26 protein-coding genes are annotated in these 26,409 nt (G+C 73.4%); 20 read left to right on the forward strand and 6 right to left on the reverse strand.

Features of this window, described 5'->3' with window-relative positions:
• The first annotated feature begins 108 nt into the window (after positions 1-108).
• Positions 109-1,041, forward strand: a complete 933-nt coding sequence (locus tag KUA19_RS31665) for a nucleoside hydrolase (RefSeq protein ID WP_217401917.1) — start codon at positions 109-111, stop codon at positions 1,039-1,041.
• 12 nt (positions 1,042-1,053) lie between these two features.
• On the opposite strand, the gene KUA19_RS31670 is transcribed toward KUA19_RS31665, so the two are convergent.
• Together KUA19_RS31670 and KUA19_RS31675 are read right to left on the reverse strand one after the other, a co-directional pair.
• Positions 1,054-2,010, reverse strand: a complete 957-nt coding sequence (locus KUA19_RS31670) for a phosphotransferase (protein ID WP_308167759.1) — start codon at positions 2,008-2,010, stop codon at positions 1,054-1,056.
• Positions 2,011-2,372: 362 nt separating this feature from the next.
• Positions 2,373-3,038 (reverse strand): DUF3159 domain-containing protein, encoded by a 666-nt coding sequence (locus KUA19_RS31675; protein ID WP_217401921.1) that lies wholly within the window; start codon positions 3,036-3,038, stop codon positions 2,373-2,375.
• A 143-nt stretch (positions 3,039-3,181) separates the two neighbouring features.
• Here KUA19_RS31675 and KUA19_RS31680 point away from each other — a divergent pair, with 143 nt between their 5' ends.
• Together KUA19_RS31680 and KUA19_RS31685 are read left to right on the forward strand one after the other, a co-directional pair.
• The gene (locus KUA19_RS31680; RefSeq protein WP_217401923.1) at positions 3,182-4,504 is read left to right on the forward strand and encodes a M20/M25/M40 family metallo-hydrolase; all 1,323 of its coding nucleotides are present in this window, start codon (positions 3,182-3,184) and stop codon (positions 4,502-4,504) included.
• Between the two features lie 51 nt (positions 4,505-4,555).
• A complete protein-coding gene (locus KUA19_RS31685) occupies positions 4,556-5,206 on the forward strand; it encodes a hypothetical protein (protein ID WP_217401925.1) in 651 nt (216 codons plus the stop codon).
• Between the two features lie 317 nt (positions 5,207-5,523).
• On the opposite strand, the gene KUA19_RS31690 is transcribed toward KUA19_RS31685, so the two are convergent.
• The 3 genes from KUA19_RS31690 to KUA19_RS31700 all read right to left on the reverse strand — a co-directional run bounded on the left by KUA19_RS31690 (position 5,524) and on the right by KUA19_RS31700 (position 7,430).
• Complete coding sequence (locus KUA19_RS31690) at positions 5,524-5,715, reverse strand: DUF5703 family protein (protein WP_217401927.1); 192 nt, start codon at positions 5,713-5,715, stop codon at positions 5,524-5,526.
• A 226-nt stretch (positions 5,716-5,941) separates the two neighbouring features.
• The gene (locus tag KUA19_RS31695; protein WP_217401928.1) at positions 5,942-6,913 is read right to left on the reverse strand and encodes an aldo/keto reductase; all 972 of its coding nucleotides are present in this window, start codon (positions 6,911-6,913) and stop codon (positions 5,942-5,944) included.
• Positions 6,914-6,962: 49 nt separating this feature from the next.
• Positions 6,963-7,430: a MarR family winged helix-turn-helix transcriptional regulator gene (locus KUA19_RS31700; protein WP_217401930.1), complete on the reverse strand. Its 468-nt coding sequence runs from the start codon at positions 7,428-7,430 to the stop codon at positions 6,963-6,965.
• 69 nt (positions 7,431-7,499) lie between these two features.
• On the opposite strand from KUA19_RS31700, the gene KUA19_RS31705 reads away from it, so the two are divergent.
• From KUA19_RS31705 to KUA19_RS31720, 4 genes are all read left to right on the forward strand, one after another.
• Entirely contained in the window at positions 7,500-8,342 is an 843-nt protein-coding gene (locus tag KUA19_RS31705) for an alpha/beta fold hydrolase (RefSeq protein WP_217401932.1), read from the forward strand.
• Positions 8,343-8,447: 105 nt separating this feature from the next.
• The gene (locus KUA19_RS31710; protein ID WP_217401933.1) at positions 8,448-9,500 is read left to right on the forward strand and encodes an LLM class F420-dependent oxidoreductase; all 1,053 of its coding nucleotides are present in this window, start codon (positions 8,448-8,450) and stop codon (positions 9,498-9,500) included.
• 6 nt (positions 9,501-9,506) lie between these two features.
• Positions 9,507-10,337 carry an undecaprenyl-diphosphate phosphatase gene (locus KUA19_RS31715; RefSeq protein WP_217402055.1) on the forward strand — a complete coding sequence of 277 codons (831 nt, stop codon included), beginning with the start codon at positions 9,507-9,509 and terminating at the stop codon, positions 10,335-10,337.
• Positions 10,338-10,347: 10 nt separating this feature from the next.
• Entirely contained in the window at positions 10,348-11,031 is a 684-nt protein-coding gene (locus KUA19_RS31720; RefSeq protein WP_217401934.1) for an MSMEG_4193 family putative phosphomutase, read from the forward strand.
• Between the two features lie 203 nt (positions 11,032-11,234).
• Here KUA19_RS31720 and KUA19_RS44175 read toward each other — a convergent pair whose 3' ends face one another.
• Positions 11,235-12,734: a PucR family transcriptional regulator gene (locus KUA19_RS44175; RefSeq protein WP_217401935.1), complete on the reverse strand. Its 1,500-nt coding sequence runs from the start codon at positions 12,732-12,734 to the stop codon at positions 11,235-11,237.
• Positions 12,735-12,840: 106 nt separating this feature from the next.
• Between KUA19_RS44175 and uraD the strand changes: the two genes are divergently transcribed.
• From uraD to KUA19_RS31790, 13 genes are all read left to right on the forward strand, one after another.
• Entirely contained in the window at positions 12,841-13,338 is a 498-nt protein-coding gene (gene uraD / locus KUA19_RS31730; RefSeq protein WP_217401936.1) for a 2-oxo-4-hydroxy-4-carboxy-5-ureidoimidazoline decarboxylase, read from the forward strand.
• Positions 13,335-13,661, forward strand: coding sequence for a hydroxyisourate hydrolase (gene uraH, locus KUA19_RS31735; protein WP_217401937.1), 327 nt, complete (start codon positions 13,335-13,337; stop codon positions 13,659-13,661). The genes uraD and uraH overlap by 4 nt, the downstream gene beginning before the upstream one ends.
• A gap of 17 nt (positions 13,662-13,678) precedes the next feature.
• Positions 13,679-14,539 (forward strand): factor-independent urate hydroxylase, encoded by an 861-nt coding sequence (gene pucL / locus KUA19_RS31740; RefSeq protein ID WP_217401938.1) that lies wholly within the window; start codon positions 13,679-13,681, stop codon positions 14,537-14,539.
• Positions 14,536-15,390, forward strand: coding sequence for an FAD binding domain-containing protein (locus KUA19_RS31745; protein WP_254550404.1), 855 nt, complete (start codon positions 14,536-14,538; stop codon positions 15,388-15,390). The genes pucL and KUA19_RS31745 overlap by 4 nt, the downstream gene beginning before the upstream one ends.
• Positions 15,387-15,851 carry a (2Fe-2S)-binding protein gene (locus KUA19_RS31750; RefSeq protein WP_308167760.1) on the forward strand — a complete coding sequence of 155 codons (465 nt, stop codon included), beginning with the start codon at positions 15,387-15,389 and terminating at the stop codon, positions 15,849-15,851. The genes KUA19_RS31745 and KUA19_RS31750 overlap by 4 nt, the downstream gene beginning before the upstream one ends.
• Before the next feature lie 67 nt (positions 15,852-15,918).
• Positions 15,919-17,436, forward strand: a complete 1,518-nt coding sequence (locus KUA19_RS31755) for an 8-oxoguanine deaminase (protein WP_254550405.1) — start codon at positions 15,919-15,921, stop codon at positions 17,434-17,436.
• Positions 17,433-19,730: a xanthine dehydrogenase subunit D gene (gene pucD, locus KUA19_RS31760; RefSeq protein ID WP_308167761.1), complete on the forward strand. Its 2,298-nt coding sequence runs from the start codon at positions 17,433-17,435 to the stop codon at positions 19,728-19,730. The genes KUA19_RS31755 and pucD overlap by 4 nt, the downstream gene beginning before the upstream one ends.
• Positions 19,731-21,248, forward strand: a complete 1,518-nt coding sequence (aceB, locus tag KUA19_RS31765; RefSeq protein ID WP_217401942.1) for a malate synthase A — start codon at positions 19,731-19,733, stop codon at positions 21,246-21,248. It abuts the gene before it with no gap.
• On the forward strand, positions 21,248-22,393 hold the full coding sequence (locus KUA19_RS31770; RefSeq protein ID WP_217401944.1) for a DUF6986 family protein: 1,146 nt from the start codon (positions 21,248-21,250) through the stop codon (positions 22,391-22,393). The genes aceB and KUA19_RS31770 overlap by 1 nt, the downstream gene beginning before the upstream one ends.
• Positions 22,390-23,682 carry an allantoinase AllB gene (gene allB, locus KUA19_RS31775; RefSeq protein ID WP_217401945.1) on the forward strand — a complete coding sequence of 431 codons (1,293 nt, stop codon included), beginning with the start codon at positions 22,390-22,392 and terminating at the stop codon, positions 23,680-23,682. The genes KUA19_RS31770 and allB overlap by 4 nt, the downstream gene beginning before the upstream one ends.
• Positions 23,679-24,704, forward strand: coding sequence for an allantoicase (gene alc, locus KUA19_RS31780; protein ID WP_217401947.1), 1,026 nt, complete (start codon positions 23,679-23,681; stop codon positions 24,702-24,704). The genes allB and alc overlap by 4 nt, the downstream gene beginning before the upstream one ends.
• A complete protein-coding gene (locus KUA19_RS31785) occupies positions 24,635-25,279 on the forward strand; it encodes a nucleotidyltransferase family protein (protein WP_372451906.1) in 645 nt (214 codons plus the stop codon). Before alc ends, KUA19_RS31785 begins: the two co-directional genes overlap by 70 nt.
• Positions 25,272-26,402, forward strand: coding sequence for an XdhC family protein (locus KUA19_RS31790; RefSeq protein WP_217401951.1), 1,131 nt, complete (start codon positions 25,272-25,274; stop codon positions 26,400-26,402). Before KUA19_RS31785 ends, KUA19_RS31790 begins: the two co-directional genes overlap by 8 nt.
• Positions 26,403-26,409: the final 7 nt, after the last annotated feature.

The raw sequence follows: 26,409 nt of genomic DNA on the forward strand, positions 1-26,409 counted from the left end.
CCGCGGAGGCGGGCGCAAACAGTAGAGCCGATCGCCGCGCCCGCGGAGGCGGGCGCAAACAGTAGAGCCGATCGCCGCGCCCGCGGAGGCGGGCGCCAGAATCGGAGTATGGCCGACGCCCTGCTGATCGACTGTGACCCCGGTATCGATGACATGATCGCGCTGCTGGTCGCCTGCGCCGGTCCGGAACTCGACCTGGTCGGGGTGAGTACCGTGGGCGGCAACGCGGGGCTGGCCCGCACCACCCGCAACGCCCGCGCGGTGCTGGCCCTGGCCGGGCGTGCCGACATCCCGGTCGCGGCCGGGGCGGCCCGGCCGCTGGTCCGGTCGTCGACCGGCTTCGGCGCGCACGTGCACGGCGAGGACGGTCTGGGCGGCATCGACCTGCCCACCCCGCCCGGCGGACCTGATCCACGCCACGGCGCGGCCTTCCTGGCCGATTCGATCCGCGCCGCGTCTCGCCCGGTGACCCTGGTCGCGATCGGACCGCTGACCAACATCGCCCTGCTGTACGCGACGTTCCCCGACGCCGCGGCCCGGCTGGCCCGCCTGGTCGTGATGGGCGGGTCGGTCGGCACGGGCAACATCACCCGGGCCGCCGAGTTCAACATCTGGTGGGACCCCGAGGCAGCCCACCGGGTGCTGACCGACCCGGGCGTCGAGGTGCCGACGACGCAGGTCACGCTCGACCTGACGTTGCGGTGCACCCTGCCCGACGCCGCGGTCGCGCGACTGCGCGCGGGCGGGCCGGTCGGCGCCCGCTGCGCCGACGCGCTGGACTTCTACGGCCGCGCGTACCGCGAGCAGGGCTCCGGCGACGTCACGCCGGTGCACGACGCGATCGCGGTCCTGGCCGCGCTGCGCCCGGAGCTGATCCGCTCCCGCCCCGCCCGGGTGCTGGTCGACACGACCACCGGCGCCGAACGCGGCGCCACCACGGTCGAGGCCGGCCGGGCCGGGCCGGTCGCGGTCGCCGACGACGGCGACGTGCCCGCGCTCCTGGACGAGGTGGTCCGGCGCCTGTCCCGGCTCGACCGCTGACCGGCCGCGAGGTCAGGCCGACAGCAGCCCGACCTCCTCGGCGAGCAGCCGCGCGATGTACTCGACGCGCCGCTGGTCATCGATGGCGCGGCTGGGCACCTCGACGTGCATCAGCAGGTACAGGTACAGCCGGTACAGCGCCAGGCGCCGGCGCTCGGACGGCGAGAACGTCTCCGGGCGCCCGGCGGCGCGGGCGTACCCGCGCACGAATGCGTTGTCCGGCTCCTCCTCGATGCGGCGCGTCACGGCGGGGGAGACAAAGTCGACCAGCGGATCGCCGTAGAGGTAGCGCTCGCCGTCCACGACGCCGGTCAGCCGCCCGTCGACGGCCAGCACGTTGCCGTCCCACAGGTCGAAGTGGACCAGTGCGGGCCGCGTGACCTCGTCCAGCACCTCCGCGTACGACGCGACGACCGTCCGGATCGCGTCGGCGGGCACCGGCAGCGCCACCTGCCAGTCCTCGGCGTCGGCCAGCATCGCGTCCACCATCGCCGCGAAGGCCCCGCTCCAGGTGGCGCCCTGCGGGCGCGGGCCGGGGTAGCCGAACCGGTCGCCGGTCACCTCGTGCACCGCCGCCATCGCGGCGCCCAGCTGCTCGCGTACGCCGTCCTGCGGGCTGTCGAGCTCGGTCAGCGCGGCGCCGGGCAGCAGGGTGGTGAACAGCCAGCCGTCGCCGTGGTGCAGCACCCGCGGCACCGGCACCCGCGGCGCCCGCTGCTCGATCAGCCGGAAATAGCACGCCTCGGACTCGATCATGCCTGCCTCGTACCGCAGCAGCGGCACGTCCCCGTCCGGCCCGACCTTGAGGACGACGTCGCGGCCGTCCGCCAGCCGAGCCCGCCACACGGCCGCGAACCCGCCGCCGGACAGCTCCGCGCAGTCGACGACCGCCGCCGTCTCGCCGAACGCCGCCCGCGCGTACGCCGCCACGTCATCGCCGCCCAACTCCCGCTGCGTCGGACTACGCACAGCTCCCGCCTCTCGTGATCGCGTTCTCCCGGACCCGGTCCGCTCCGCGAACTCGTTCTCCGCTCGCAGCCCGACCAGCGGGTCGGGGCGGCCGCCCGGCCGGTAGCGCCGCGGCCGGGCCGACCCGCCGCCCGGCTTGGCCGACCGGCGACGGCACGGGCTGACCGGTCCTGCCGCCGCCCAAGATACGCGCGAGAGCGCTCTCATGGGCGGGTGCGTCGTGCAGTTTCGGGGAAACTGCACGAATCTTGGGCCGAATTCCAGCACTTTCCCCGAAACTGCAGCAGCGCACCGCGCACCGCGCACCGCGCACCGCGCACCGCGCACCGCGCGCTGCCGGGCGTTCGGCGGGCGGCGCGGGTTCAGACGTGGGCGGGTTCGGGCAGGACGGGGTGGCGCAGGCCGGGGTGGCTCGGGGGCAGGGTGCGACGCATGACCCACCAGCTCACGGCCAGACAGGCGGCGATCAGCGGCCAGGTCAGCGCGGCGGTGGAGAACGCCAGCTCTTTGGTCATCCCGGCCCAGGCCAACGGCAGCCACACCGCCAGCCGGAGCAGGTACTGCCCGACCCAGACCCAGCTGCCCCGGCTGTACGCCCGCAGCAGGTCTGGATCGTGCCGCCACCTGCCGCCTTGCAGCAGGACCAGCCCGACCACCACGCCGAGCAGCGGCCAGCGGATGACGATGCTGACCGCCCAGGCCAGGGCGCTGGCGGCGTTGGTGGCGATGCGGATGAGGAAGAACGCCTCGGCGTGCCCGGTGTACAGCGCGATCAGCGCGGCGAAGCCGATGCCCAGCAGCCCGATCAGCACCGCGCGGGGCTTGTCGCCCGCGCTGATCCGCCACACCGCGAGCAGCACGCTGATCGCGGCGGCCGCGCCGACGCCCCACTCCAGCGCGTGGGCGCCGCCGAGGCTGTACCCGATGCCGAAGGCCAGTGGCCCGACGGTGGCGTCGATGGCGGCCCGGCGGCCGCCGAGCAGGTCGGCGAGGCTTTCCGCGGCGGGGTCTCGCGGCGTGCCGGTCACTGCGGTCTCCAGGTGTTAGCGCTAAGTTAGGAAAGGCTTGCCTACGACATGCGGGCCTCAGCGTAGCCGCTCAGGCCCCGACCCGGAAGGCCGCGGCCCCGCTCGACTGGGCCGGGGCAGCCGGACCTGGTAGGAAGATCCTTATGAGTACTGCCGCCACCGATGAGGTTATCGACCTCTGCCGCGACCTCATCCGCATCGACACCACGAACACCGGCGACCACGCCACCAGCGCCGGCGAGCGGGCCGCGGCCGAGTACGTCGCGACCAGCCTCAGCGAGGTCGGCCTGCACCCGCAGGTGGTGGAGAGCAGGCAGGGCCGGGCCAACGTGATCACCCGCATCCCGGGGCGGGACAGCTCCCGGGGGGCGCTGCTGGTGCACGGTCACCTCGACGTCGTGCCGTTCGACGCCTCGGAGTGGTCGGTGCACCCGCTCTCCGGCGAGATCAAGGCCGACGGCGCCAGCGGGGACTGCATCTGGGGCCGTGGCGCCGTCGACATGAAGGACTTCGACGCGATGTCGCTGGCGGTGGTACGCGACTGGCAGCGCACCGGCTACGTACCGCCACGCGACATCGTGCTGTGCTACACCGCCGACGAGGAGGCGGGCAGCGAGTTCGGTGCCACGTTCCTGGTCGAGAAGCACCCGGAGCTGCTGGAAGGCTGCACCGAGGCGGTCGGCGAGGTCGGCGGTTTCTCGTACACGGTGAGCAACGACCTGCGCCTGTACCTGGTGCAGACGGCCGAGAAGGGCATCGACTGGCTGCGCGTGTTCGCCACCGGCCGCCCCGGCCACGGCTCGTTCGTGCACGACGACAACGCGGTGACCGCGTTGTGCGAGGCGGTGGCCCGGGTCGGGCGGCACCGGTTCCCGGTGGTGGTCACCCCGACCGTGCGGGCCTTCCTGGCCGAGGTCGCCGACGCGCTGCAGATCGAACTGGACCCCGACGACCCGGAGGCGGCCATCGCCAAGCTGGGACCGATCGCCACGATCATCGGGGCGACCATCCGGAACACCGCGAACCCGACCCGGCTGGCGGCCGGGTACAAGGACAACGTGATCCCCAGCCGGGCGGGCGCGACCATCGACTGCCGGACCCTGCCTGGCCAGTTCGACCTGTTCCGCGAGCAGTTGGCGGAGGTGCTCGGGCCGGACCTGGAGATAGAGTCGATTCACCGCCAGAACGCGCTGGAGACCACGTTCGACGGGGCACTGGTCGACGCCATGGCGCTGGCCCTCAAGGCCGAGGACCCGGGAGCTCGGGCGGTGCCGTACATGCTGTCGGGCGGGACCGACGCCAAGTCGTTCGCCCGGCTGGGGATCCGCTGCTTCGGGTTCGCCCCGCTGCGGCTTCCCGCAGAGCTGAACTTCTCCGCGTTGTTCCATGGCATCGACGAGCGCGTCCCAGTCGAGGGACTACAGTTCGGCGTGCGGGTTCTCGACAGGTTCCTGCGCCAGAGTTGAAGCCCGTCGGTGCACCGACTCTGTCTCGTCGTATGAAGGAGTAACCGAGTAATGAGCGACAACCACGCTGCCGTCGAGGCCGCGCTGGAAGAGATGATCACCACGGCCCGAGCGCACCTGGCCGCCGTTCGCGACGCCAAGGGTGAGGTCGACAGCGACGAGGTCTGGCGGGCCTATGTGGCGTTCAACAACGCCGCCGTCGCCTACGACGACGCCCTCTCGGAGACGTACGGCGAGCCGCTGCCCTGGGAGGTGGAGCCGATCGACCTGGAGAAGGCCGACCGGTTCATGGCCGACCTGGTGGCCGCGGAGCAGGCCCCGACCGACCCGCACCCGCGCGTGATCTCCGTTCGCCAGCGCCGGGACTACCTGGTGCCGAGCGTCTCGGCGCTGATCAACGCCGCCGAGCTGGCCCGCCGCGAGGCCGGGCTCAGCGACGGCGACTCCGAGCCCGTCGCCACCGTGGCCGACGCGCTGCTGGAGCTGCTGCAGAGCTCCGACGGCTCGCTGGCGGCGCTGGACATCCCGGAGCTGGAGCCGCTGGACGGCATCGTCACCGTGGCCGAGGTGGAGAACTCGCTGGAGCCCGACGACTTCGAGGAGTCCGACGCCAACGGCCCGTTCACCCTGGGCGCCCAGGACAAGCTCGTCGCCCGCCTCGACGAGCACCTGAACGGCGACATCATGGAAGACCAGGACTGATCTTCCGCGACGAGCGAGCAGCGCGCACCCGCCGGGTGCGCGCTGCTTTCGCTACCGGGATCGGCGCTGCTTTCGTTACCGGGATCGGATGGTGTGCGCCGCAACACCAGGTCATACGCGGGGAGCGGCGCCGCTTGGTGCGGCCGACTCGCTCGGCGACGCGCGCACGCTGGTGACCGGGGGCGGCGGGTCGGCGGTGTCGTCCTGACCCTGATCGCGCTGTCCGCGTCGACCGCCTGTGCGTCGGACTGAAGTCGACCGCCTGTGCGTCGGACTGAATGGGTCGGCTTCGTCGTCAGGATAGGTCGGCTTCGTCGTCAGGCGGAGGGGCCGGGGAGGATGGCCAGGCGAAGCGGGCGACGCAGGAGCACCTGGCGGGTGCCGTCCTTCATGAGCCGGACCCGGGCCAGTTCCCACCCGCCGTACTCCGCCTGGATGGCCAGCCGCACCGCCGCGGTCAGCCGATCGATGTCTGGTGGCAGCCGCAGCGGTGCGTATTCGTAGTCCATGTGCTCGATCGTGCTCCTTGACGGGCGGGCACGGCAAGCACGGAGTCACACCGCGAGCTGCGAAATCACGCCCGCCGGGGACATCACTCGCCCAAACCTCCCGAAACAACCCCAACCCGAACCCGGATGTGCTGCAGTTTCGGGGAAACTGCGGCAATCGGGGCCAAGATTCGCGCAGTTTCCCCGAAACTGCAGCGGCGCCACCGGCGGCGGTGCCCGGCACGGGTCAGGCTTCGAGTTCGGGGTATGTGATGGCGATGGCCGAGACGTCGTCGAGGGCGCGGGCGATCTCCGGTGGCAGCACCATGTCCTCCACCTGCAGCGCGGCCATGAGCTGGCCGACGTCGCGGGCACCGAGGATCGGCGCGGTCACCCCGGGCCGGTCCCGTACCCAGGCCAGGGCCACCTCGGCGGCGGTGACCCCGAGTCCGTCGGCGGCCGTGGCGACCGCCTCGACGATCGCCGAGCACCGTGGCTGCAGGTACGGCAGCACGAACCGTTCGAAGTGCGGCGACGATCCGCGCGAGTCGGCGGGTCGTCCGTGGCGGTACTTGCCGGTCAGCACCCCGCGTCCCAGCGGCGACCAGGGCAGCACCCCGATGCCCAGCGCCGCGCAGGCGGGCAGCACCTCACGTTCGATGCCGCGCTGGAGCAGGGAGTACTCCATCTGCGTGGCGACGATGGGGGCGCGGCCGGGCCAGGCCTTCTGCCAGGTGGCGGCCCGCGCGGTCTGCCAGCCGGAGAAGTTGGACACCCCGGCGTAGCGGGCCCTGCCGGTGGCGACCGCGTGGTCGATGGCGGCGAGCGTCTCCTCCCAGGGGGTGTCCGGATCGCTGCCGTGCACCTGCCACAGGTCCACATAGGATGCGCCGAGTCGGCGCAAAGTGGTGTCCAGCGTACGCAGCAGGTGCCCACGGGAGCCGTCGTAGCGGCGCCCGGCCCTGGCGCGCAGCCCGGCCTTGGCGACGATGAGGATGTCCTCGCGCGACACCATGGCGTCCAGCAGGGTGCCCAGCACGGCCTCGGCCTCGCCGTCGGCGTATACGTCGGCGGTGTCGATCAGTGTGCCACCGGCGTCCACATACGCCTTGAGCTGGGCACCGGCGTCGTCGGGGTCGGTGTCCAGACCCCACGTCATGGTGCCCAGGGCGAGGCGGGAGACCATCATCCCGCTGTTGCCGAGTGGCCGCTGCTGCATGGTCTGAACTGTATTCGCCTTCGATCGGGGCTGCCGATCCGTGGTCCGGTCAGGCGGTGCCACCAGGGCGGCGCAGTTTGGTCAGCGCGGTCGGGCCCAGCCGGCGCGCGAGGGTGTCCAGCGCGGCCGTGACCTCCGCCAGTCGGCCGGGGTCGTCGGTGCCCAGGGCGGCGGCCAGGGCGACGTCGATGCCGGTGGCACGGATCTCGGCCACCCGTTCGGACACCTGGTCGGCGGGGTGGACGAGCTGGCGTCGGCGGTCGGCGGGGTCGGTGCGGGTTCGCACCGCTCCGGCCTCGCGCAGCCGGGCGACACTGCCGGAGACCGCGCTCTGCGGGAACCCGGTGCGCTCGGTGATCTCGCTGATGGAGCTGCCGGGATGGGCCGCGACGTCGGCCGCGACGATCAGGACGGTCCGCTCCGCGGCCTGGTACTGCCCGTCGGCCGGGGCGGGGATGGCGTCCTCGCCGATCTTCATCAGCGTTCGCCCGAGCAGGAACAGGTCGACTCCGTTCATGGCCGCAGTCTACATCTTTTCTGATGCATCACTCTTGATGCATCAGAAAAGATGGGTTATCGTTCCGGCATGACGATCACGAATGCGGCGGGCGCCGCGACCCTGTCCGTGCCGGGTGCCGAGCTGTACTACGAGGTGCGCGGCTCCGGCCCGCTGCTGCTGATCTCGCAGAGCGGGGAGGGGGACGCGGGACGCAGCGTCGACCTGGTGGACCGGCTCGTGGCCGACTACACCGTGGTGACGTACGACCGACGCGGCCTGTCCCGCAGCACCCTGAGCGACCCGGCCCGGCCGGGCACGCTGGCCGACCACGCCGACGACGTGCACCGGCTGCTCGCGGCGCTGACCGACCGGCCTGCCCGGATGCTCGGCTGCAGCCTCGGCGCGGTCATCGGCATGCACCTGGCCGTGCGGCACCCGGCACAGCTCGAGGTGCTGGTCGCGCACGAGCCCGTCGCGCCCTGGTTGCTGCCGCCCGCCGAGCGGGCCTTTCATGAAGAGGAGCTGCGGGACCTGCAGCGGCTCTACCGGGCCGAGGGCCTGCGGGCGGTGTTCGGGCAGATAGCCCGGGTGCTGGGCATCGACCCGGCCAACCCCGACGCCGAGCCCGGCCTGACCGCGCACCCGCTGGACGCCCGCCGCGCTGCGAACTTCGACGTCTTCATCGAGCACGACTTCACCGCGATCGTGCGCGACACCCTCGACCCGGCGGCGTTGCGGGCCGCGGGTGTGCCCATCGTGCCCGTCTACGGCCGCACCACCCCGCACCACGTCTTCGACCACCGCTGCGCGATGGAACTGGCCGCGCTGGTCGGCACCGCCGCGGTCGACTTCCCGGGTGGGCACAACGGCAACACCACCCACCCGCGGGCGTACGCGGAAAGGCTGCGCCAGGTGCTGGGCGACGTGTGACGACGGCACGGGGACCGGATCCGCCCTGTGCTTCACATGATCGCTACTAGCCGGTAACCTGACCTCGTCCCGCGCCGGTGCGGGCACCGACCTGGGAGGCGCGCCATGAAGCTCGGACTCAACATCGGATACCTCACGCCCTGGTCGACCCCGGCCACGCTGGTCGAGCTGGCGCAGGAGGCCGACCGGCTGGGCTTCTCGAGCGCCTGGGTCGCCGAGGCTTACGGTTCCGACTCGCCGAGCCTGGTGACCTGGATCGCCGCCCACACGCAGCGCATCGACGTCGGCAGCGCCGTCATGCAGATCCCCGGCCGCACCCCGGCCGCCACCGCGATGACCGCCGCCACCATCGACACCCTGTCCGGCGGCCGGTTCCGGCTCGGCCTGGGCGTGTCCGGGCCGCAGGTCTCCGAGGGCTGGCACGGCGTGCGCTTCGGCAAGCCGCTGGCCCGCACCCGGGAGTACGTCGACATCGTCAAGCTGGCCCTGAGCCGCAAGCAGGTCAGCTACGACGGCGAGTTCCACACCCTGCCGCTGCCCGACGGGCCGGGCAAGTCGCTGCGGCTGAACTTCCACCCGCTGCGCACCGAGATCCCGATCTACCTGGCCGCGGTCGGCCCGAAGAACCTCGAACTGGCGGGCGAGATCGCCGACGGCTGGCTGGCCGTCTTCTTCGCGCCCGAGTTCGCCGCCGAGCAACTGGCCGCGATCGAGCGCGGGCGGCAGAAGGCGGGCAAGACGATCGACGGTTTCGACATCGTGCCGACCGTGCCGGTGGTGGTGGGCGACGATGTGAACATGTGTGCCGAGCTGGTCCGGTCGTACGCGGCGCTGTACGTCGGCGGCATGGGCAGCCGCCAGCAGAACTTCTACAACCAGCTGGCCACCCGCATGGGCTACGGCGAGGCTGCCGCCCAGGTGCAGGACCTGTTCCTGGCCGGGCGCCACCGCGACGCCGCCGAGGCCGTGCCGATGGAGTTCATCGACCGGACTTCCCTGCTCGGTCCCAAGGACCGCATCGCCCGGAGACTGCGTGACTTCGCCGACGCGGGCGTGACTACGCTGTCGCTGGCGCTGTTCGTCGCAGACGCCGACTCCGGCCGGGAGACGTTGCGTACTGTTGCTGAGGCGTACGCGGAGAGTGGACTGGGAGACTAGGTGGAGATCACGATCTGGCAGGCGATCATCCTAGGCATCGTGGAGGGCATCACCGAGTTCCTCCCGATCTCCTCAACCGGTCACCTGACCATCACCGAGAAGCTGATGGGCCTGCCGATCGACGACACGGCTGTCACCGCCTTCACCGCCGTGATCCAGATCGGGGCGATCGCGGCGGTGCTGGTCTACTTCGCCAAGGACATCGGGCGGCTGGCCTCGGCCTGGTTCAAGGGCGTCTTCTCCAAGGACGCCCGCGACGACCTCGACTACCGCCTGGCCTGGTACGTCATCGCGGGCTCCATCCCGATCGGCATCGTCGGCTTCCTGGGCAAGGACCTGATCACCGGCCCGCTGCGCAGCCTCTGGTTCGTGGCCGGGTCGATGATCGTGTGGGCGGGCGTGATGGCCTTCGCCGAGTACGCCGCCACCCAGATCCGCGACGAGAAGCAGCTCACCCTCAAGGACACCCTGATCATCGGCTTCGCCCAGTGCCTGGCCCTGATCCCGGGCGTCTCGCGCTCCGGCGCCACCATCACCACCGGTCTGCTGCGCGACCTCGACCGGGTCACCGCCACCCGGCTGTCCTTCTTCCTCGGCGTGCCCGCCCTGGTCGCCGCGGGCATCTACGAGCTGCCCGAGGCGCTGGGCAGCGACGCCGTCAGCAGCACGGTCCTGGGCGTCGGCACGCTGGTGAGCTTCCTCGTCGCGTACGCCTCGATCGCCTGGCTGCTCAAGTTCGTCGCGCACCACACGCTGATGGCGTTCGTGTGGTACCGCGTCATCCTGGGTGGCGCGATCATCGCGCTGCTCGCCACAAGCACCATCAGCGCGACCTAGGCTTGCGGACGTGGCCACGCTTCTACTGCTGCGACACGGTCGCACCACCGCCAACGCCGACGGCATCCTCGCCGGTGACCTGCCCGTCGAACTCGACGAGTTCGGCATGGAGCAGGCCCGCCAGGCCGGTGCCCGCCTGACCGGCCTGCCGCTGGCCGTGGTGGTGAGCAGCCCGCTGCTGCGCTGCCGCCAGACGCTCGAGCTCGCCCTGCCGGGCACCCCGGTCGCCACCGAGGACGGCCTGCGCGAGTGCGGCTATGGCGAGTGGTCCGGCCGGGCGCTCAAGGAGCTGGCCGACAACCCGCTGTGGGCGACGGTGCAGCACCATCCGGCCGCGGTGACGTTCCCCGGCGGCGAGGCGATGGCGGCGATGGCCAACCGCGCCGTCACCGCCGTACGCGCGTGGGACGCGCGCATCACCGAGTCGCACGGGCACGAGGCGGTGTGGCTGGCGTGCAGCCACGGCGACGTGATCAAGGCGATTGTGGCCGACGCGCTGGGCATGCACCTGGACCTGTTCCAGCGCATCCAGGTCGAGCCGTCGTCGATCACCGCGATCCGGTACACCCCGCAGCGGCCGTTCGTGCTGCGCGTCAACGACACCGGCACCTCGCTGGACGCCCTGGTGCACAAGCACCGGCCCCCGGCCGAGGAGACCGCCGAGGGCGACGCCGTGCTCGGCGGCGGCGCCTGACCCGTCCCACTCCGAGCCGCCCGGCCGACCGCGCCGCAGGGCGCCCGGTCGGGCTGCTGGGCACCCGGTCGGGGCTGCAGTTTCGGGGAAACTGTTGGAATCATGGCGCGATTCGTGCAGTTTCCCCGAAACTGCACGCGCCCAGCGCCCAGCGCCCAGCGCCCAGCGACCGGAGGACGCGGCGGCGTGGCGGGCGTGGGTGCTCAGGTGGTGGCGCGCAGGGCCAGGTAGAGGTCGACGCGGTCGGGGAAGTGGTCGAGGTCGCGGCCGGTCAGGGCGCCGATGCGGCCGATGCGGTAGCGCAGCGTGTTGACGTGCAGGTGCAGCGCGGCCGCGCACCGGGTCCAGGACCCGTCGCAGTCGAGGAAGGTGCGCAGGGTGTGCACGAGGTCGGCGCGGTGGGTGCGGTCGTACTCGCTCAGCGGTGACAGCAGCCGCTGCGCGAACGCCTCCCGGACCTGCCGGGGCACGCTGGCCAGCAGCAGCTCGTGCGAGGCCAGCTCGGCGCTGCCGACCACGCGCACCCGGCCGGGCCGCCGCGCCGCGTAGGTGAGCGCGTGCTCGGCCTGGGCCAGCGCGGCGGGCAGCCCGGCCAGGTCGGTGGCGGCTTCGCTGATCCCGGCGGTCAGGCGCAGTCCGCGTACCGCCGAGACGAGGTGGCGGGCCTGATCACGGAGCGCGGGTTCGGCACCGGCGACCACCGCCACCGCCCGCTCGCCGTCGGCGCACACGACCGCGGGCGCCGGTTGCAGCAACTCGGCCAGGAGCGCGGCCGCCTCGGCACCGGCGACGACCGCGGCCAGCACGGTGTGCGGCCCGGTGTCGGGCAATCCGCAGGCCCGTAACGCGGCCGCGACCTCGGCTCGGGCGGCGCCGGTGCGCAGCGTCGCGACGAGTTGGCCCGCGAGGCGGTGTTCCAGACGGCGGGCCCGGTCGTGTCGGGCGGCGTCGAGCGCGGCCAGGGCGACGAGGTTCTCCACCGGGGTCGGGTCGCCCTCGACCGCGACGAACTGCCCGAGCGGCCGCTCGCCCGGCGGCACCGCGTCCAGGTGGAACTCGCGCCCGCCCGCCGCACACCGCACCGGCAGCGTGGCAGCGCGCAGGAACTCCCGGGCCAGGCGCGGTCCCAGACCCGCCGCCCCGGTCGCGCGGGCGCCGCCCGTTTCGGTCGCAGCGGTCGGGTCCAGTGGCGGCCCGGTGACGACGCGGCCTGTGCTGCTGAGCAGCCAGGCACCGGTGGCAGGCCATACCTCGGCGAGGTCGGCGCCGGCGGCGAGGCTGGCGACCAGGCCGCGCTGACGGCCGCGGGCGGCCACGGCGTCGGCTTCGCGTTCGGCCCACAGCACCGCGCTGATCCGGTCGGTGACCTCGCGGAACGACACCTCGGCCGGGACCGCGAACAGCGGCAGCCCGTGCCGGGCGCAGGCCTGGACAAGGTCGGCCGGGACGGGCCCGTGTCCGCCCTCCCCGGCACCGAGCGCGGCCACCCCGGCGTGGGCCAGGCGCGACACGAACAGTTCCGAGTCCGCCGGTTCGCGGCGCCACATCATGCCGGTGAGCACCACCTCGCCGCCGGTCAGGTAGCGGGTCGGGTCGAGCAGGTCGGTGGTGTACGCCAGCGTCAGCGGCCGGTCGAGCTCGCCCGCGCCCACGAGCACCGGCAGCCGCGACCCGGGCTGTTCCAGCACGTCACGAAGCCGCATGGGCACCTGCTCTCGTAGTAACCTCCGAAGAGGGTAACCAGGCATTGTTGCGGTTTCAGTACATCTGACGCTTCAACGGTACGGGGCGGGTCGGTTGACTCAACGCATGTCGACAGCCGCGTTCAACGAGCTGCCAGCGCCGCGGGCCGAGGCGGAACTCCTCGCCTGCTGTGCCAGCCCGGCATGGGCGGCGCAAGTGACGGCCGGGCGGCCGTACCCGGACGAGGACGCGCTGGTGGCGGCCGGAGAGGTGGCGCTGGACGGGCTCGACTGGGCGGAGATCGAGCGGGCGCTGGCGGCGCATCCGCGCATCGGGGAGCGGGCTCGCGGCGACAGCCGGGAGGCGGCCTGGTCGCGGCGCGAGCAGTCGGGCGCGGCCGACGCCGACGCGACGACGGCTCAGGCGCTGGTCGCGGCGAATCGGGCGTACGAGGAGCGGTTCGGTCACGTGTTCCTGATCTTCGCCAGCGGGCGCTCGGCGGAGCAGATGCTCGCGGCGGCACGGGCGCGGCTGGAGCACGACGCGCTCGCCGAACGGGAGGTCGTACGCCGTGAGCTCAGCGCGATCACCGTCCACCGGCTGCGGAAGTTGATGAGCTCATGAGCCTGTCGACGCACGTGTTGGACACCTGCCGAGGGGAGCCCGCGGCGGACGTGCCGGTGACCCTGCAGCGACTGGGGCAGTACGGCTGGACCACCGTCGCGTCCGGGACCACCGACGCCGACGGGCGGCTGCGCGACTGGGTGCCCGCCGAGCAGTGGCTGCCCGGCCGCTACGGGCTGCGCTTCGACGTCGCCGCGTACCAGGGGCTGGGCAGTTTCTTCCCCGAGGTGACGATCGTCTTCGACGTCGCCGACGCCACCCGCCACCTGCATCTGCCGTTGTTGTTGAGCAAGTTCGGCTACACCACATATCGAGGCTCCTGATGATACCGGGGTTCCTGATGACGATCCGCCTGGGCGCCAACTGCTACGGCAAGGCCGAGTGCCGCCTGGTGCGGGTGGACCGCGACGGCCCGCAGCACCGGCTCACCGACCTGACGGTCAGCACCTCGCTCGCGGGCCGCCTGGACGCGACCCACCTGACCGGCGACAACACCGACGTGCTGCCCACCGACACGCAGAAGAACACCGTGTACGCCTTCGCCCGCCAGGGCATCGCCTCGATCGAGCGGTTCGGGCTGGACCTGGCCCGGCACTTCGTCAGCGGCCCGATCGAGCAGGCCCGGGTGACGGTCGAGTGGCATCCGTGGCAGCGGCTGGGCGAGCACTCCTTCGCCCGGCGCGGCGACGAGACCCGGCTCGCCACCGTCACCGCCGACGCGGAGCGGGCGTGGGTGGTGGGCGGGCTGACCGGGCTGGTGCTGATGAACACGACCGACTCGGAGTTCCGCGGGTTCGCCCGGGACCGGTACACGACGCTGCCGGAGGCGGCCGACCGGATCCTGGCGACGGCGGTCGACGCCCGGTGGCGGTTCGACGGCCTCGACGCCGACTGGGACGAGGCCTACGACACCGTGCACGCGGCACTGGTCGACGCCTTCACGCAGACCTACAGCCGCTCGCTGCAGCAGACGCTGTACGCGATGGGCGAGCGGGTGCTGGAACGGGTGCCGCAGGTCGCCGAGGTGCGGCTGGCGCTGCCGAACCGGCACCACTTCCTGGTCGACCTGTCGCCGTTCGGGTTGGACAACCCGGGTGAGGTGTACTTCGCCGCCGACCGGCCGTACGGGCTGATCGAGGCGACGGTGCTGCGCGACGGCGCGACCCCGGCCGGGCTCGCGTGGGAGTGGGCCGGGCGATGATGGACTTCCTCACCCCGATGACCTGGGCGGACGCGCTGGCGGCCAAGGCCGAGCGGCCCGAGGCGGTGCCGGTGGCCGGGGGCACCGACGTCATGGTGGAGCTGAACTTCCGCCGCCGCCGACCGCCGGCGCTGCTGGACCTGACCCGGGTGCCGGAGCTGTCGGCCTGGGGGCGCGACGGCGACGTCCTGCGCGTCGGCGCGGGGGTGACGTACACGCGGATCATCGACGAGTTGGGTGGGCTGCTGCCGGGGCTGGCGGCGGCCGCGCGCACGATCGGTTCGCCGCAGATCCGCAACCGGGGCACCCTCGGCGGCAACCTCGGTTCGGCCTCGCCCGCCGGGGACGGGCACCCGCCGCTGCTGGCGGCCGGGGCAGTGGTCGAGCTGGCGTCGGTACGCGGCACCCGCGAGGTTCCGGTCGTCGACTTCTTCACCGGCCCCAAACGCAGCGTGCTCGCCCCGGACGAGCTGATCGCGGCGGTGCTGGTCGCCTCGGCCGACGGGCCGGAGCAGTTCGCGAAGATCGGCACCCGCAACGCGATGGTGATCGCGGTCAGCTCGTTCGCGCTGGCGCTGCACCCGGGGCGGCGCTCGGTCGGCACCGGGATCGGCTCGGCCGCGCCGACGCCGCGCCGCGCCGCCGAGGCGGAGCAGTTCGCCGCCGCGCACCTGCCCTGGGACGGTCCCGAGCCGCTCGACCCGGACCTGGCCCGCCGTTTCGGCGAGCTGGTGTCGGCCGCGGCCGCCCCGATCGACGACGTCCGCGGCACCGCCGCCTACCGCAGGCACAGCCTGTCGGTGCTGGCCCGGCGCACGCTGACCTGGGCCTGGGAGGAACTGTGCGGGTGACGTGCACGGTCAACGGGGTGCCCCGCACCGCCGACGACGTCTGGGAGGGCGAGAGCCTGCTGTACGTGCTGCGCGAGCGGCTCGGCCTGCCCGGCAGTAAGAACGCCTGCGAGCAGGGCGAATGCGGCTCCTGCACGGTGTACCTGGACGGCACCGCGGTGTGCGCGTGCCTGGTCGCGGCGGGACAGGCGGTCGGCCGGGAGGTCGTCACCGTCGAGGGGCTGAGCGGCGGCCCGGACGCCGAGCCGGGGCCGGTGCAGCGGGCGTTCCTGGCGACGGGCGCGGTGCAGTGCGGGTTCTGCACGCCGGGCCTGATCGTCGCGGTGGACGACCTGCTGGCCCGCAACCCGCACCCGACGGATCCGCAGATCCGCGAGGCCCTGGCGGGCAACCTGTGCCGCTGCACCGGCTACGAAAAGATCATGGAAGCGGTACGACTCGCGGCGGGGGATGCGGCATGAGTGAGCGAATCATGGGCTCCGGGCGGCGCGTGCCGCACCCGGGTTCCGCGCCGAGTGGGAAACCCGCATGAGCGGCCGGGACGAGCACCTGATGGCCCCGCCGAACCTGCCGCTGCGGGTGCTGATCTCCGACTGCGCGATCGCGACAGTCGACGCCGACGGCACCGAGCACGAGCGCGGGCACGTGCTGATCGAGGGCGACCGGATCGCGGCGGTCGGCGTGGGCGGGTACGCCGGGCCGGTGGACCGGGTCATCGACGGGCGGGGCTGCCTGGCCACGCCGGGGCTGGTCAACACACACCATCACCTGTACCAGTGGGCCACCCGGGGGCTCGCCCAGCAGCGCGACCTGTTCGGCTGGCTGGTCGAGCTGTACCCGATCTGGGCGCGGCTGGACGACGAACTCGTGCACGCCACCAGCGCGGCCGGGCTGGGCTGGCTCGCCCTGTCGGGCTGCACCACCGCCGCCGACCACCACTATGTCTTCCCACGCGGCACGGGTGACCTGATCGGGGCCCAGGTGCGCGCGGCGGGCGGGATCGGCGTACGGCTGCACGCCTGCCGTGGCTCGATGGACCTCGGCGCCAAGGACGGCGGGCTGCCACCCGACCACGTGGTGGAGTCGACCGACGCGGCGCTGGCCGGGACCGCCGAGGCTATCGAGCGCTACCACGACCGGTCCCCGTCGGCGATGGTGCGGGTGGCGGTGGCGCCCTGCTCGCCGTTTTCGGTCACGTCGGAGCTGATGCGCGAGGGAGCGGCGCTGGCCCGCGCGCACGGCGTACGGCTGCACACCCACCTGGCCGAGACGCTGGACGAGGAGCGGTTCTGTCGCGACCGCTTCGGCTGCACCCCGGTCGAGTACGCCGAGAAGCTGGGCTGGCTGGGCGAGGACGTGTGGCTGGCGCACGGGGTGCACCTGGACGCGGCGGCGATCGCCCGGCTGGGCGCGACCGGCACCGGGATCGCGCACTGTCCCAGCTCCAACGCCCGGCTCGGCGCGGGCATCGCGCCGGTGCGCGACCTGCTCGACGCGGGTGCGCCGGTCGGGCTGGGCGTCGACGGGGCCGCCTCGCAAGAGGCGGGCGCGCTGGGCCCGGAACTGCGCCAGGCCCTGCTGTCGGCCCGGCTGCGCGCCGCACACACGGCACCCGGCACCGCTTCGACCGGCGCCGACCCGTCGGCCCACTCCGGCGCGGCAGCCCGCTCCGGCACGGGGGCGAGCGGGGACGCGGGGGGGCGCGCCGGGGACGGTGTGGCGGCGGCCGCGCTCACGGCGCGGGAGGCCCTGGCGCTGGGCACGATCGGCGGCGCCCGCTGCCTGGGCCGGGAACGGGAGCTCGGCTCCCTGGAGGTGGGCAAGCTGGCCGATGTCGCGCTGTGGCGGCTGGACGGGCTGGGCCACGCGGGCATCGCCGACCCGGTGGCGGCACTGGTGTTCGGGCCGCCCGCGCCGCTGGAGGCGCTGCTGGTCGGCGGCGCGACCGTGGTTCGTGGCGGGCGTCTCACCAATGCCGACCAGGGCACCCTCGCCCGCGAACTGGCCCGGGTCAGTCGTCGTCTGAGTGCGGAGGTGCGCCCGTGACGGTGCCGGATCGAAACGCGGTGGTCCGGGTGGTGGCCCGGCCGAGCGGCCTCGACATGCGGGTCGGGGGCGGGGTCGGCGCGAGTCCGCAGCGGCCGGACGGGCGGCTCAAGGTCAGTGGCGAGTTCGCGTTCTCGTCCGATCTGTGGGCCGACGACATGCTGTGGGGGGCGACGCTGCGCAGCCCGTACCCCCGGGCGAAGCTCACGGGCCTGGACCTGACCGCGGCGGTCGCGCTGCCGGGGGTCTACGCGGTGCTCACGGCCGAGGATGTGCCGGGACGCCGGGTGTACGGCCTGGAGCACGCCGACCAGCCCGTCCTGGCCTCCACCGAGATCCGCTACCAGGGCGAGCCGATCGCGATCGTGGCCGCCGACCACCCGGAGACCGCCCGCCGCGCCGCCTCGCTGATCAAGGTCGGCTACGAGGTGCTCACCCCGGTCACCGACCCCGACGCCGCGCTGGAACCCGGTGCCGATCGGGTGCACGCCGACCGGCCGAACCTGCTGCGCCACGTGCCGATCCGCAAGGGCGACCCGGCCGCGACCGCCCCGATCGTGGTCACCGGCGAGTACCGGGTCGGCATGCAGGACCAGGCGTTCCTCGGCCCGGAGTCCGGGCTGGCGGTGCCCGCCGAGGACGGCGGCGTGGACCTGTACATCGCGACCCAGTGGCTGCACGTCGACCAGCAGCAGGTCGCGGCCTGCCTGGGCCTGCCGCAGGAGAAGGTGCGGCTGACGCTGGCCGGGGTCGGCGGCGCCTTCGGCGCCCGCGAGGACCTGTCCATGCAGGTGCACGCGTGCCTGCTCGCGCTGCGGACCGGACGCCCGGTGAAGATGGTGTACGGCCGGGAGGAGTCGTTCTTCGGCCACGTGCACCGCCACCCGGCCCGGCTGCGCTACGAGCACGGCGCCGACCGCGACGGCCGCCTCGTCTACGTGAAGGCCAGCATCGTGCTCGACGGGGGCGCGTACGCCTCCAGCACCGGCGCGGTCGTCGCCAACGCCGCCACCCTCGGCATCGGCCCCTACGACGTGCCGAACGTGGTGATGGACGCCTACGGGCTCTACACCAACAACCCGCCGTGCGGGGCGATGCGCGGCTTCGGCGCCGTGCAGGCCTGCTTCGCGTACGAGTCCCAGATGGACAGACTCGCCGCCGAGCTCGGGCTGGACCCGGTCGAACTGCGGGTGCGCAACGCGCTGACCACCGGCGACCGGATGCCGACCGGGCAGCTGGTGGAAGGCCCCGCCCCGGTCGCCGAGCTGCTGCAACTGGTGCGGCAGCGGCCGCCCGCCCCGGCCGAGGCCGACTTCCCGCCCGGCGGCACCGCCAACACGACGCGGGGCGAGGGCGTGGTGCGCGGGGTCGGCTACGCCATCGGGATCAAGAACGTGTGCTTCTCCGAGGGGTTCGACGACTTCGCCACCGCCCGGGTGCGGCTGGAGCTGGTCGGCGGGCGCCCAGCGGCGCTGGTGCACACGGCCGCGGCCGAGGTGGGGCAGGGGCTGGTCACGGTGCAGGCGCAGATCGTGCGTACCGAGCTGGGCGTGGAGCAGGTGACGATCGCGCCCGCCGACACGAACGTGGGCAGCGCGGGCTCGTCCTCGGCCTCCCGCCAGACCTACATGACCGGCGGCGCCGTCCGCGCCGCCTGCATCGCCCTCCGCGCACGCCTACACAACCGCCTGACGGCGTCAGGAAGGGCCCCTTCCACATCAGATAACGATAAGAAGGGCCCCTTCCTTACTCCTGAAGAATGGGTGGAGGCGCTGGAGGAGGGGGCGGTCGAGGAGACGGTGGAATGGCGCCACAGGCCCACCCACCCACTCGACCCGGAAACGGGCCAGGGCGACGCCCACGTCCAGTACGCCTTCGCGGCACACCGGGCGACAGTCGACGTCGACACCGAGCTCGGCCTGGTCAAGGTGGTCGAGATCGTCACCGCGCAGGACGTCGGCAAGGCGGTGAACCCGCAGGCGGTGGCCGGGCAGATCCAGGGCGGCACGGCGCAGGGGCTGGGGCTGGCGCTGATGGAGGAGATCCAGGTCGTCGACGGAATGGTGCGCAATCCGTCCTTCACCGACTATCTGCTCCCTACGATCATGGACATGCCTCCGATGCGGCTCGACGTGCTGGAGCTGGCCGACCCGCACAGCCCGTACGGTCTACGCGGGGTGGGCGAGCCGCCCACCATCTCGTCCACGCCCGCGATCGTGGCCGCGATCCGCGCCGCCACCGGCGCGGCCCTGACCCGGGTGCCGGTGCGCCCCGAGCACATCGTTGGAGCCTGAATGACCGAGATCCTTAGCGCCGAGGCGGTCGAGTTCGTCGCCGAGCTGCAGCGGCGGTTCCGTCCTCGCCGCGATGAGCTGCTGGCGGCGCGGCAGGCCCGGCAGAAGGAGATCAGCCGCAGCGGGCGGCTGGACTTCCGCGCCGACACGGCCTGGATCCGCGAGTCCGACTGGGCCGTGGCCCCCGCCCCGGCCGACCTGGTGGACCGACGGGTGGAGATCACCGGCCCGACCGACCGCAAGATGACCATCAACGCGCTCAACTCCGGCGCCAAGGTGTGGCTGGCCGACCTGGAGGACGCCAACACCCCGCACTGGGCCAACGTGGTCGGCGGCCAGCAGAGCCTGTACGAGGCCGTCCGCCGCACCATCTCGCTGCAGCAGGGCGACAAGCTGTACGCGCTGCACCCCGGCCCGCTGCCGACCATCGTGGTGCGCCCGCGCGGCTGGCACCTCGACGAACGGCACCTGCCCGTCGACGGCGCCCCCGGCGTGGCCGCGCTGGTCGACTTCGGCCTGCACTTCTTCCACAACGCCGCCGAGCTGCTGCGCCGGGGCAGCGGGCCGTACTTCTACCTGCCGAAGTTGGAGAGCAGTGCGGAGGCGCGGCTGTGGCAGGACGTGTTCACGGCCGCGCAGGAGCTGCTCGGCATCCCGTACGGCAGCATCCGGGCCACCGTGCTGATCGAGACGATCACGGCCGCGTTCGAGATGGACGAGATCCTCTACGAGCTGCGCGACCACGCCAGCGGTCTGAACGCCGGGCGCTGGGACTACCTGTTCAGCCTGATCAAGAAGTTCCGCGAGCACCAGCGGTACGTGCTGCCCGACCGGGGCTCGGTGACGATGGCGGCGCCGTTCCTGCGGGCGTACGCGCAGCTGCTGGTCAAGACGTGTCACCGGCGCGGGGCGTACGCGATCGGCGGCATGGCCGCGTTCATCCCCAACCGCCGCGACCCGAACGTCACCGCCAACGCGCTGGCCAAGGTGCGCCAGGACAAGGAGCGCGAGGCCGCCGACGGCTTCGACGGCTCCTGGGTGGCCCACCCGGACCTGGTCCCGGTCTGCCTGGAGGTGTTCGAGAAGGCCCTGGACGGCGCCCCGAACCAGTTGCCCCGGCAGCGGCCCGACGTCGAGGTCGCCGCCGACGACCTGCTGGATGTGTCCACGGTGCCGGGCCGGATCACCCGGGCCGGGGTACGCGCCAACATCGACGTCGGCATCCGCTACCTGCAGGCGTGGCTGGGCGGCAACGGCGCGGCCGCGATCAACAACCTGATGGAGGACGCCGCCACCGCCGAGATCTCCCGCTCGCAGCTGTGGCAGTGGCTGCGCCACGAGGTGGTGCTCGACTCCGGCGAACGGGTCACCCGCTCGCTGCTGCAGGAGCTGATCGAGGCCGAGATGCTGGAACTGGGTCCCGAGTATGCCATCGCACGCGGCCTGTTCGAGCAGGTGGCGCTGTGTGACGAGTTCACCCCGTTCCTGACCCTGCCCGCCGGGGAGCTGATCGACTGATGCTCAACCCGGCGGCGTACGCGGAACTCGACCGGCGGCTGGCCGCCGACGACGCACAGTGGCGCGAGCGGTATCCGGGCGAGCCCGCGACCCGCCAGCCGCTGCACACCGTGTACGTCCCCGCCGACCGGATCCGGGCCGACCTGGTGCCGCGCTGGGGCGAGCAGGCGCTGGCGGCGCTGGCCGAACACGGGCTGCCGTACCCGGAGGAGCTGCGCGAGCGGGTGAGCCGGAAACTGGCCACCGAGCCGATCGAGGACCTGCGCATCGACTTCGAGGACGGCTACGGCGTACGCGAGGACGAGACCGAGGACGCGCACGCCCGCGCCATGGCGGCCTTCGTGGCCACCCGGCCGACCCCGTTCATCGGCATCCGGATCAAGAGCCTGGAGGCGCCGACCCGGGCGCGGGCGGTGCGCACCCTGGACCGGTTCCTGGACGCGCTGGGCAGCATCCCGCCCGGGTTCGTCATCACCCTGCCGAAGGTCGGCTCGGTGGCGCAGGTCGAGGCGATGGTCTCGCTGTGCCGCAGGCTGGAGCCGATGTCCGGGCAGCTGAAGTTCGAGTTGCAGATCGAGTTGCCGCAGGCGGTGCTCGGCGCCGACGGGACGGTCCCGCTGGCCCGCATGATCCACGCCAGTGCGGGGCGGTGCACCGGGCTGCACTACGGCACGTACGACTACTCCGCCGCGCTCGGCATCGCGCCCGGCCACCAGGCCGCCGACCATCCCGCCGCCGACCACGCCAAGTCGGTGATGCAGGTGGCGGCGGCGGGCACGGGCGTACGGCTGTCCGACGGCTCCACCAACGTGCTGCCGGTCGGGGACACCGCCGCCGTCCACGCGGCCTGGGCCGTGCACGCCGCGCTGGTGCGCCGGGGCCTGGCACGCGGCTTCTACCAGGGCTGGGACCTGCATCCGGCGCAGCTGGCGACGCGCTTCGGCACCGCGTACGCCTTCTTCCGCGACGGCGCCCCGGTCGCGGCCCGGCGGCTGCGCGACTACCTGGACCGCCGTGACAGCGGCTACCTCGACGAACCGGCCACCGCCCGGATGCTCGCCGCGTTCCTGCGCCGCGGCCTGCACTGCGGCGCCCTCGACCCGGACGAACTGGACCTGGAGCTGTCCACATTGGATGCGCTATGAGCGACCTGATCTTCCGGTCCTACCGGGTGCTCACGCCGGAGGGCGAGCGGCCCGCCGACGTGGCGGTGTCGGGCGGGCGGATCGCGGCCGTCGCCGGGCACGGGGCGCTGACCGGCCACGAACTGATCGACCTGGGCGAGTGCGCGCTGCTGCCAGGCCTGGTCGACACGCACGTGCACGTCAACGAGCCCGGCCGCACCCAGTGGGAGGGCTTCGACACCGCCACCCGCGCGGCGGCGGCCGGGGGCGTCACCACCATCGTCGACATGCCGCTCAACAGCATCCCGCCGACGGTCGACATCGCGGCGCTGGCGGTCAAACGGGCCGCGGCGGCCGAGCAGTGCTACGTCGACGTCGGCTTCTGGGGCGGGGCGGTGCCCGGCAACACCGACCACCTGCCCAAGCTGCACGAGCACGGGGTGTTCGGGTTCAAGGCGTTCCTGATCGACTCCGGGGTGCCGGAGTTCCCGCCGCTGGACCCGGCCGGGCTGGAGCAGGCACTGCGCGCCGTGGACGCGCTGTTCGTGCTGCACGCCGAGGACCCGGCCCTGGTGCGTACGCCGGAGCACGCCGCGCACTTCGCCGACTTCGTCGCCAGCCGCCCACCGCAGGCCGAGGCCTCGGCCGTCGCCACCGCGATCGACCTGGCCCGGCGCACCGGCGCCCGGGTGCACATCCTGCACCTGGCCGCCGCCGAGGCCGTCGCCGTGATCGCCCAGGCCAAGGCCGACGGGGTACGCGTCACCGCCGAGACCTGCCCGCACTACCTCACCCTGCGCGCCGATCAGGTGCCCGACGGCGCCACCGAGTTCAAGTGCTGCCCGCCCGTACGCGACGGCGCGCACCAGGACGCGCTGTGGCAGGGGCTGCGCGACGGGGTCATCGACGCGGTCGTGTCCGACCACTCGCCGTGCCCGCCTGAGCTGAAGGCGGGCGACTTCGCCTCCGCCTGGGGCGGCATCGCGTCGGTGCAGCTCAGCCTGCCCGTGGTGTGGACCGCGGCGGTCACCCGGGGGGTGCCGCTGGCGCAGGTCGTCGGCTGGATGGCCCAGGCGCCCGCCGACCTGGTCGGCCTGTCCGGCAAGGGCCGGATCGCGGTCGGCGCCGACGCCGACCTGGTCGCGTTCGACCCGGAGGCGGAGTTCACCGTGGACGCCGCCGCGCTGCTGCACCGGCATCCCGTCTCGCCGTACCAGGGGCGGCGGCTGCGCGGGGTGGTGCGCGACACCTGGCTGCGCGGGCGGTTGGCCGGCGCGGAACCGATCGGTCGACTGCTGGAGCGCCCATGACGTTCGAGGAATCACTGGACCTGGCCTCGCGGGCGCTCGGCGGCAGCGTCGTGTCGGCCAACGACGAGTTCTTCGCCGAGCGCGACAATCTGATCAACCCGTGGGCGCCGAGCTTCACCCCGCGCACCTTCGGCGCCAAGGGTCAGCTGTACGACGGCTGGGAGACCCGCCGCCGCCGCGAACCCGGCCACGACCACGCGATCGTGCGGCTGGGCACGCCCGGCACCGTGCACGGGGTCGTCGTGGACACCGCGTTCTTCACCGGCAACTACCCGCCCGAGGCGTCGGTCGAGGGCTGCCTGCTCGCGGGCTATCCGTCGCCGGAAGAGCTGGCCGAGGCGGACTGGTTCTCGCTGGTGGCGCGCTCGCCGTTGCAGGGCGACACCCGCAACCGGTTCCCGGTCGAGCAGCCGCGCCGCGCCTCACACGTGCGGCTGAACATCTTCCCCGACGGCGGGGTGGCCCGGCTGCGCGTCTACGGCACCCCCGCGGTCGACCCCGACCTGCTGCCCGACGTGTTCGACCTGGCCGCCGCCGAGTACGGCGGCCGGGTGCTCGACTGCTCCGACCGGTTCTACGGCTCGCCCGGCAACCTGCTGCTGCCCGGCCTGGCCGCCAGCATGGGCGAGGGCTGGGAGACCCGGCGCCGCCGCGACGGCGGCAACGACTGGGTCCGCGTCCGGCTGGCCGCCCCCGGCGTCCCGAGCCTGATCGAGCTGGACACCTCCCACTTCAAGGGCAACGCCCCCGGCTGGGCCGCGCTGACCGGGCCCGACGGTGAGCAGATCCTGCCGCGTACCCGGCTGCAGCCCGACACCCGGCACCGATTCCGCCCCGCCGTCGCCGCCTCCGTCGAGGAGGTGCTGCTCGACGTCTATCCCGACGGTGGCCTGGCCCGGCTGCGGGTCTACGGCGCCCTCACCGGCGACGGCCTGGCCCGGCTGGCCCAGGCGTGGCAGGACGCCGACCCCGAGCCGACCGCCTCTGGGCACGCCGTCGGCACCGCGGCGGGTGTGCGGTGAGCGCGGCGGGGCTGCTGCTGGCGGCGGGCGCGGGGCGGCGCTACGGCATGCCCAAGGCGCTGGCCCCGGTGCCCGGCGGCGGTGAGCTGCTGGTGCAGCGTGCTCTGCGCACGCTGTGCGAGGGTGGCTGCGACCCGGTGGTGGTGGTGCTCGGCGCGGGCGCGCAGGACGTGCCGCCGCTGCCCGACGCGCGGGTGGTGGTCAACGAGGACTGGGCCACCGGCCTGGGCTCGTCGCTGCGGGCCGGGCTGGACGCGCTGCCCGAGGAGGTCGCGGCGGTGGTGGTGCTGCTGGTGGACACCCCCGGCATCACCCCGCAGGCGGTGCGCCGCATCGCCGCCGGGGCACGCCCCTCGACACTGCGGGTGGCCACGTACGGCGGCGAGGGCGGGCATCCGGTGCTGCTCGGGCGCGAACACTGGGACGGGGCGGCCCGGCTGGCCGTCGGCGACGTCGGGGCGCGGCCGTACCTGGTGAGCCAGCTGGTCGAGGAGGTGCCCTGCGACGACATCGCCGACGGCACCGATCTGGACCTGCCCGAGACCGACTCGGCACCGCGGGCCCCCGATGCGTGACGTGCTCGACGAGCTGCACCGATGGTGGGCCGAAGGGGCCACCGTCGGGCTGGCCACGGTCGTGCACACCTGGCGCTCGGCGCCGCGTCAGCCCGGTGCGGCGATGCTGGTCGCCCCGGACGGCGAGGTCACCGGCAGCGTCTCCGGCGGCTGTGTCGAGGCGGCCGTATACGAACTGGCCGTGGACCCCGACCGGCTGCCGGTGCTGCAGCGGTACGGAGTCAGCGACGACGACGCGTTCGCGGTCGGCCTGACCTGCGGCGGCATCATCGACGTGTTCGTGGAGCGGGTGTCGCGGCAGACCTTTCCCGAGCTGGGTGCGGTGGTGGCGTCGATCCGGGCGGGGGAGCCGGTCGCGGTGGTCACCTGCGTCGAGCCCGCCGACCACGACCGGTTCGGGCGGCGCCTGGTCGTCTGGGCCGACCGGACCGGCGGTTCGTTCGGATCGTCGCGACTGGACGCGGCCGTGGCCGACGACGTCCGGGGCATGCTCGCCGCCGGCCGCACCGGCACCCTGCGGTACGGCGACGAGGGGCAGCGGCGCGGCGACGAGCTGACGCTGTTCGTGGCGTCGTACGCCCCGCCGCCTCGCATGATCGTGTTCGGGGCGATCGACTTCGCCGCCGCCGTGGCCCGGATCGGGTCGTTCCTGGGGTTCCGGGTGACCGTGTGCGACGCCCGGCCGGTGTTCGCCACCGCGCGGCGGTTCCCGGCCGCCGACGAGGTGGTGGTGCAGTGGCCGCACCGCTACCTGGCCGAGCAGGCCGAACAGGGGCTCGTGGACGAGCGGACCGTGCTGTGTGTGCTCACCCACGACCCGAAGTTCGACGTGCCGCTGCTGGAGGTGGCGTTGCGGCTGCCGGTGGCCTACGTCGGGGCGATGGGCTCCCGGCGTACGCACGAGGACCGGTTGGCCCGGCTGCGCCTGGCCGGACTCACCGACGAGGAGCTGGGACGGCTGCGCTCGCCGATCGGGCTGGACCTGGGCGCGCGTACCCCCGAGGAGACCGCCGTCAGCATCGCCGCCGAGATCGTCGCCAACCGGTGGGGCGGCTCCGGCGCGGTGCTGTCCGAGGTCGACGGGCCGATCCACCATCGCACCGCGGGTGCGGCCGCGGACTAGGATGGCG

The organism is Catellatospora tritici (genome assembly GCF_019083965.1).
Taxonomy (GTDB): Bacteria; Actinomycetota; Actinomycetes; order Mycobacteriales; family Micromonosporaceae; genus Catellatospora; species Catellatospora tritici.

Excerpts from the sequence above, each read along its gene's own strand:
- KUA19_RS31665 (WP_217401917.1), top strand. The coding sequence starts at position 109 with ATGGCCGACGCCCTGCTGATCGACTGTGACCCCGGTATCGATGACATG.
- KUA19_RS31680 (WP_217401923.1), top strand. The coding sequence starts at position 3,182 with ATGAGTACTGCCGCCACCGATGAGGTTATCGACCTCTGCCGCGACCTC.
- KUA19_RS31685 (WP_217401925.1), top strand. The coding sequence starts at position 4,556 with ATGAGCGACAACCACGCTGCCGTCGAGGCCGCGCTGGAAGAGATGATC.
- KUA19_RS31690 (WP_217401927.1), bottom strand. The coding sequence starts at position 5,715 with ATGGACTACGAATACGCACCGCTGCGGCTGCCACCAGACATCGATCGG.
- KUA19_RS31695 (WP_217401928.1), bottom strand. The coding sequence starts at position 6,913 with ATGCAGCAGCGGCCACTCGGCAACAGCGGGATGATGGTCTCCCGCCTC.
- KUA19_RS31700 (WP_217401930.1), bottom strand. The coding sequence starts at position 7,430 with ATGAACGGAGTCGACCTGTTCCTGCTCGGGCGAACGCTGATGAAGATC.
- KUA19_RS31705 (WP_217401932.1), top strand. The coding sequence starts at position 7,500 with ATGACGATCACGAATGCGGCGGGCGCCGCGACCCTGTCCGTGCCGGGT.
- KUA19_RS31710 (WP_217401933.1), top strand. The coding sequence starts at position 8,448 with ATGAAGCTCGGACTCAACATCGGATACCTCACGCCCTGGTCGACCCCG.
- KUA19_RS44175 (WP_217401935.1), bottom strand. The coding sequence starts at position 12,734 with ATGCGGCTTCGTGACGTGCTGGAACAGCCCGGGTCGCGGCTGCCGGTG.
- uraD (WP_217401936.1), top strand. The coding sequence starts at position 12,841 with ATGTCGACAGCCGCGTTCAACGAGCTGCCAGCGCCGCGGGCCGAGGCG.
- uraH (WP_217401937.1), top strand. The coding sequence starts at position 13,335 with ATGAGCCTGTCGACGCACGTGTTGGACACCTGCCGAGGGGAGCCCGCG.
- pucL (WP_217401938.1), top strand. The coding sequence starts at position 13,679 with ATGACGATCCGCCTGGGCGCCAACTGCTACGGCAAGGCCGAGTGCCGC.
- KUA19_RS31745 (WP_254550404.1), top strand. The coding sequence starts at position 14,536 with ATGATGGACTTCCTCACCCCGATGACCTGGGCGGACGCGCTGGCGGCC.
- KUA19_RS31755 (WP_254550405.1), top strand. The coding sequence starts at position 15,919 with ATGAGCGGCCGGGACGAGCACCTGATGGCCCCGCCGAACCTGCCGCTG.
- aceB (WP_217401942.1), top strand. The coding sequence starts at position 19,731 with ATGACCGAGATCCTTAGCGCCGAGGCGGTCGAGTTCGTCGCCGAGCTG.
- KUA19_RS31770 (WP_217401944.1), top strand. The coding sequence starts at position 21,248 with ATGCTCAACCCGGCGGCGTACGCGGAACTCGACCGGCGGCTGGCCGCC.
- allB (WP_217401945.1), top strand. The coding sequence starts at position 22,390 with ATGAGCGACCTGATCTTCCGGTCCTACCGGGTGCTCACGCCGGAGGGC.
- alc (WP_217401947.1), top strand. The coding sequence starts at position 23,679 with ATGACGTTCGAGGAATCACTGGACCTGGCCTCGCGGGCGCTCGGCGGC.
- KUA19_RS31790 (WP_217401951.1), top strand. The coding sequence starts at position 25,272 with ATGCGTGACGTGCTCGACGAGCTGCACCGATGGTGGGCCGAAGGGGCC.